At 29.3% G+C, this 6,494-nt stretch carries 6 protein-coding genes; all 6 read right to left on the bottom strand.

All coding sequences use genetic code 11. The annotated features are described in order from the left end of the window. Window positions 1-417 (bottom strand): FtsQ-type POTRA domain-containing protein (locus tag NE054_RS06750; RefSeq protein WP_297890041.1); only part of this gene is annotated, 417 nt, incomplete at its 3' end. After that, window positions 414-1,322: a D-alanine--D-alanine ligase gene (locus NE054_RS06745; RefSeq protein ID WP_297890039.1), complete on the bottom strand. Its 909-nt coding sequence runs from the start codon at window positions 1,320-1,322 to the stop codon at window positions 414-416. The genes NE054_RS06750 and NE054_RS06745, both read right to left, overlap by 4 nt. Continuing rightward, complete coding sequence (gene murB, locus NE054_RS06740) at window positions 1,315-2,181, bottom strand: UDP-N-acetylmuramate dehydrogenase (RefSeq protein ID WP_297890036.1); 867 nt, start codon at window positions 2,179-2,181, stop codon at window positions 1,315-1,317. The genes NE054_RS06745 and murB overlap by 8 nt, the downstream gene beginning before the upstream one ends. 1 nt (window position 2,182) lies before the next feature. Further along, window positions 2,183-2,920, bottom strand: a complete 738-nt coding sequence (locus tag NE054_RS06735) for a ParA family protein (RefSeq protein ID WP_297890034.1) — start codon at window positions 2,918-2,920, stop codon at window positions 2,183-2,185. Beyond that, the gene (locus tag NE054_RS06730) at window positions 2,917-6,303 is read right to left on the bottom strand and encodes a cellulose synthase subunit BcsC-related outer membrane protein (protein WP_297890032.1); all 3,387 of its coding nucleotides are present in this window, start codon (window positions 6,301-6,303) and stop codon (window positions 2,917-2,919) included. Before NE054_RS06730 ends, NE054_RS06735 begins: the two co-directional genes overlap by 4 nt. A gap of 10 nt (window positions 6,304-6,313) precedes the next feature. Next, window positions 6,314-6,494: hypothetical protein (locus NE054_RS06725; protein ID WP_297890030.1), on the bottom strand; the 181-nt coding region annotated here is incomplete at its 5' end.

Below are 6,494 nucleotides of genomic sequence, written 5' to 3'. Positions count from 1 at the left end.
AAATTTTCCAGAAAGGTTTACTTTTAACAGATTTTGATGGCTATCTATAAGTTTCTCATTTAAAATCTCTCCATCTTTATCAACAACGTAATGTTTGTTATCATGATTTACAATTGCAAAAGGTTTTCTTTCCTCTACCAGTAAATCAACTTGTCCTATCTGAGGTTTGTATACAACTACTTTTTTAACGAAAGGATAACTTTTTAGTTTTTCGTTGACGTAACTTTCTGTCAAGAAAAACCAGTTTTGAGTTTTAAATATTTCTTTTATATCTTCTTCTTTAAATTTGTCTGTACCTTTGACGTTTACAGTTTTTATAGAGATAATATCTTTCACCAATGGTAGTGTTGGGGCTAAATAACCAACAACCGCACATATGGATAGCCATAAAACAACCAGTGTTAACTTTTTTATCATTTTCGTAATCCACTTTCTATTATTTTATCGACTAAGTTTTCAAATGTGATTCCTCTCACAGCCGCTGCTTTTGGAAGTAAACTAAACTCTGTCATTCCAGGAACCGTGTTTACTTCTAAAACGTAAGGTCTAAATTCATCATCTAATATTATATCAACTCTTGCCTGTCCTTTACAGTTTAATACTTTGTATGTTTTAAAACCTATTTCTTGAACTTTTTTATAAACATCTTCCGGAAGGTTTGCAGGGCATACGTATTTAGTTTTTCCGGTGATATACTTGTTTTGATAATCGTAAAATCCTTCTTCTACAATTACCTCAACTATATCAAAAACATCATCGTCAAGTATTCCTACTGTAAGCTCTCTACCTTTTATAAACTTTTCTACTAACACTTTGTCATCTAATTTGAAAACTTCTTGCAAGGCTTTTTCATACTCTTGCTTGTTGTTGGCTATGTAAACTCCTATGGAAGAGCCTTCGTTTGGTGCTTTAACCACTGTTGGATAATCAGGTTCAAAATTTAAAGCTTCTTCCAAACAGGTAAAGAAATTCCAATCCGGAGTAGGTATACTGTAGTGTTGAAGGTACATTTTTGTTAAGACTTTATCCATACAAATCATACTTGTTTTTGAGTCTGAGCCAGTGTATGGTATGTTTAAAAATTCTAATATCCCTTGGATTGTTCCATCTTCTCCTCCTTTTCCGTGAAGGACTATAAATGCTAAATCCGGATTGTAATCCAAAATTTCCTTAATAAATTTTTCCCTATCTATCGGGTCAAACACTTTATAACTGTAACCAAGTTTTTGTAATGCCTTTTCTACAGCTTTTCCACTTTTAATTGATATTTCTCTTTCTCTTGAATATCCACCGTACAAAAGAGCTATCTTTAAATTACTCAACTATCTTTACCTCTCTTTCCAGTTTAATTCCGAATTTTTCGTACACTTTTTTTTCGGCAAGTGTAAGAAGTTTTATTAGGTCTTCGTATTTAGCATTACCATAATTGACTAAAAAGTTTGCATGTTTTTGAGAGAATCCTATATCTCCTATTCTAAATCCTTTTAATCCGGATTCTTCCAACAGTTTTCCTGCAAAATGTCCAGTTGGATTTTTATAAGTTGAGCCAGCTGTTGGCAGGTCAAGAGGCTGTTTTTTATTTCTGTCTAAAAGATGTTGTTTTATTAGATGAGATATATTTTTATCACTTTTTTTTAATTTTATTTTTACTTTGTAAACAAAACCTTCCTTTTGAAATTGAGAGTGCCTGTAAGAGTATTCTATCTCGTTTTTTTTTGAATGAATAAGATTTCCATTTTTATCTATCCACCATACTTCTTCAACTATGTCAAATATCTCACTACCATAGGCTCCAGCATTCATTGCCACAGCTCCACCTATGGTTGCAGGTATTCCGGAAAGATTTTCAAATCCTTCTAAGTTGTACTTTTTTACTATGTTACTCACTGTCTTAAAACTCACTCCTGCTTCTAAAATCAAATAAAAATACTCGTTTTCTTGAATAACCTCGTAAGATTTTAAATTTTTTGAATGAATAAAAACTTTATCTATAAAACCATCTGAAAAAATAAGGTTGCTTCCAATACCAAGTGGAAAAATGTTTTCCATTGAAAACTCTTTTATAAGATTACTAATCTCTTCTACATTTCTTGGAAAGTAAACAACCTTTCCTACTCCACCAACTTTAATAGTGCAAAACTCTTTTAAACTAAAATTTTTTATATTTTGAATGTTATTCATTTTAAGTTTTTAGTTTCAAGTAATTTAAAACAGCCTTTTTTAAAAAGATTGAAAAAGGACAATCCGAATTGTAAGCAACCGTAGGTCTACATTTTCCTTGAGATTCTATCACGGTTAAATCTCTTGGAAGAAAGCCTAGGTTTCTTTTTTTAAAGTGTAGAGATATCAATTTTGTAAAATCTTCACTTATTTTTGTTGGTTCTGTTTGATTGGTTAGACATAAAACCTTTTCTTTAAGATTGTTTTCTTCCAAAAATTTTAAAAATATCACAAAAGATGAGTAAGTTGCTGGGTCAGGAGTTAAAACTAATAAAAAATCTTCGGAAGCCTGAATTAAAGTTTCTATGTGCTTAGATATCCTTGGTGGTGTGTCGTATACAATGTATTCAAAATCAAAATTTTTTATTAATTTTAGGAATCTTTCCACTTTATCTAAGCTAAACTCATCTTCATAATAAGTCGGATTATTTATACCATAAACGCCTGTAGGCAAAAAATGAAAGTTGTTATTATCTTCTGGAAAAGGTTTTTTTATAAGATTATCAATATCAGCATTCATAAATAAAATTTCGGAAAAACCTTTATCAAATTCTTGACACAGAAAAAAAGCAAGACTGTTTTGAGGGTCAGTATCTACAAGTAATACTTTACCGTACTTTGAAAGCTCATAGGCAAAGTTTAAAGAAACTGTTGATTTACCTACACCACCTTTGAAAGAGCCTACAGTTATATTTATCATGGTTTATATATTTCCTTCTCAAGTTTTATTAAATCATTTTTGTTTACATTAAATCTGTCTCCAAAGAAGTACTGTAAATATGCGGAACTAAAGATTTCAGAGTATTTAGAGGTTTTTCTGTACTCTCCTGATACATTAAAAAACATATTTTTAGAAAGCATGTATATACCTCCTATATAACCATCAAAGGATACATCTACATTTTTTTTATCATTATTGTCAAGTAATAATGCACCTAAGAAAGCTTTATAGTGTAAACCAAATCTTTCGTTCATAAAGTAAAATCCTTCCAACATCGGTGCAATTATAAACATACTTTTAGGTGAAAAATAACCACCGCAACCATAGTAATAACAGTCTTGATTTTTGGAAAACTTATTATACAATAAAAACATTCCTAAGTAATCCTCATCTCCAATCAATTTTCCAGCATAAACTTTAGGCATAACTATAAGATTTATATTTGTATTTTCTTGAATTTGCTCTCCTTTAATTCTACCAACACTGATTTGCGAGTAAACCATAGAATCCTTCTCTCCTATTGATTGTTCGTATGATACTTTTACTCCGGATTCTACAGCTCTTCCCCAGCTGTTGTAAGAATAGGGGTCTTTACTTCCTACATAAGACAAAATAGAGTCTCTCATTGGCTTTTGATATATTCCTATCCCAAATTTTTGAAAAGCTGTTTTTATTTTGCCTTCTAAACTATATACCAATTTAGAAGAAATACCGTTGTCTACTTTTGGAGTTGTCCCCAAGTATCCAGAAACATTTAACTTGTATGATTTGAAGTTAAAACCACCAAATGGTTCTATACCTGAATAAGAAGAAGGAACTTCTCTAAGAATTGTCTGATTTTGAGGTGTGCCATAATTGGCATAGTCTGACAGCTTTCCGGAGTTTAAAGATGTAAGATATCCTCCAATGTAAAATGATAAATTTTCATTTAAATAGTATGTTCCTTTTATAAAAGGAGATATATCTGTTAATTTACTTTTTCCGTTTTCTCCACTTTTATCTCTTAACTTTACACCTAAGATTATATTATCTGTGTAATCTTGCTTTGCAATTTTTATTTTTTCTTTAAGCTCTTCTATAGGTTCTTTTTTTTTATAATCTTGGGTTGTTTTTTCTTCATTTTCTGAGTAAGATGTTTGTTGTTTTATCTTAGTTGTTTCCTCTGTTTTAGGATTATTATAGTTTAAAATTTCTTTATTTTCATCTAAAATAAATGGTATCTCTCTTTCTTTTTTTGGCTTAACATCAATAGGTTTGACTATTTCTGTTTCTTGAATTTTTTCAGTTTCTTCGGTTACTGTTTTTTGGGATAAGGATTTATATTTTTCTATTACTCTTTCTGCATCTTTATATCTGGATAGAGAATAGTAGATAGTAGCCACTTCTTCCAGAATTTTTGGATTTATGGATTTTTCAAGGTCTTTTAATAAAGGTTCTAATTTGTCCAATTTTTTTAAATTCAGATAGTTATAAGCAAGACCAAGTTTAGCATTTTCATTTTTAGGGTCAAAGGTATATAGTTGGTTAAAAGTTTTTTCACTACAAACATAGTCTTTTAGATTGTAACAAGACCAACCTAAAACTTCCAGTAAAGTGGTATTATTTGGGAAAAGCTCTAAACCTTCTAAAGCAACTTTTTTTGCTTTTTGATAGTTTTTATTATTTAGATAGAAAGACGCTAACTTCTCATAGAATATTCTGTAAAAGGCTTTTAAATCTTCCTTTTCCTCTAAAGTTAAAGATTTAGGATTTATCGTTGAAAGTATTGTTTTCGCTTGGTCAAATAAGTTAAGGTTTATCAATGCATACATGTAAGCAATTTTTATTCCTATATTCTTCGAATCAAGTTGGTAAGCTTGTGATATGTATTTAAGGTACTTTTCTTTATCTTTATCTTTGTATATGTTAGAAAGGATAAGGTATGCTGTAGGATTTGATTTATTTATTTCTAAAACTTCTAAAGCATATTTTTCAGCTAAATCTAAGTTTCCTTTTTTAAAGTATTCTTGTGCTTTTGATAGGAAAAACAGTTCTTTTATTTTGTTTTCATCTTTATCTGTAACGCCCATTGATTTTAATTTTTCAACTATTTCAAGGGCTTCTTCGTATTTACCAAGTTTCACAAAAACAGCTTTTAACCCTTTTAGTGCATCTTTGTTGTTTGGATCAATAATTAACGCATTTTTGTAATAATTTTCAGCTTTATCTATTTCTCCTTTTTCTAGGTAAAGATAACCTAAGTTTAAGATTACATAAATGTTGTTAGGATTTTTGATATATAAAGTTTTGAGCTTTTCCTCAGCCAAATCAAACTCTTTGTTTTCAATGTATTTTTTAACATTCTCTAAAGTAGAATAAATTTCTTGTTGTTGTAATAGATTTTTTTGTTGTGGTGTTAAGTAGTCTTGAAACCTTGTTAATTTATCAAATTGTTTTGTTTCAATAAGAAAATCTATGTAAGCTTGAATAACTTTTTTATTTTCTGGATAAGATTTATAAAGTTTTTCTATAAGTTGATTAGCTTTTTCAAAGTTTCTTTGTTTAAGATAGACATAAAATATACCTAAGTTGGATTCTATATTTTCCTTGTAAGACAAACTTTTTTCAAAATTTTCATACGCTTTTTTCAAATTTCCGGATTCTAACGCATCGTATCCGGATTGCATATAGTAAACCCAGCAAGAATCAACCGCTAAATTTTTAGCCTCATTTTTTACATTTTTTATTTCTTCGAATATGTAGCAAGCATCCTTAAAGTTTTCTTTTTTTAGATTTATAAGACCTAAAACAAATTTTGCATCGTATCTATACTTTGTGTTTTCCAACTTTTTAGCAAGTTTAAAAGCTTCATCATAATCTTGAGAATTAAGATACAGATACATATTCTTAAGATACTCATCTAAAAGTGATGTTTGATTTTGTTTTTTTTCTACTTTTAATTTTACAATTTCTTCCTTTGGCTTTCTTTTGTTGAATTCTTTGTTTTCTACAGGTTTTGCAACATTTTTTTCCTGTGGTTGTTGAGATTTAGCTTCTTGTTCGTGTTCTTCTTGTTTTACCATATCTTTTTCTTGTGCTTGCTTAGGTTTAACTTCTTCTTTATAAGAAATTGCTTGTGAAACTTTTGCTGTGATACCGTTTTTTATAAGAAAATCTTTCAATTGAAGTAAATAATTTAAATTTTCAGATTTTTGGCATACTAATACATTTGGTTTAATCTGCTGACATCTTTTAAAACCTAAATTTTGTAGTTTAATATTTTCATCTGGATTTTTTATAGTTACAACAAGTTGGTACTCCTCTCCTTTTGCCATCACAAAACTACTTATCAAGCTAAGTAGTAAAAGTTTGCTTTTCTTCATATTTTAGACCTCATTCAACTTTAAAATTAAGTAAGAGTTCTAAAGTATCACATAAATAGTTATTTTTATCATTTTCCTTTAAAACTTTATACCTTTCAAAGTATTTTTCATCGTTATAAAGCAGGTAAAAGAACCTATAAACACAGAAAGGAGATTCCCTTGCCTCTTGCTCTGAAGAACCAAAGTTAAAA

The organism is Sulfurihydrogenibium sp., assembly GCF_027448985.1.
Lineage (GTDB): Bacteria > Aquificota > Aquificia > Aquificales > Hydrogenothermaceae > Sulfurihydrogenibium.
Note: the sequence above shows the minus strand (reverse complement) of the source record. Positions and strands in the feature narration are given on the sequence as shown.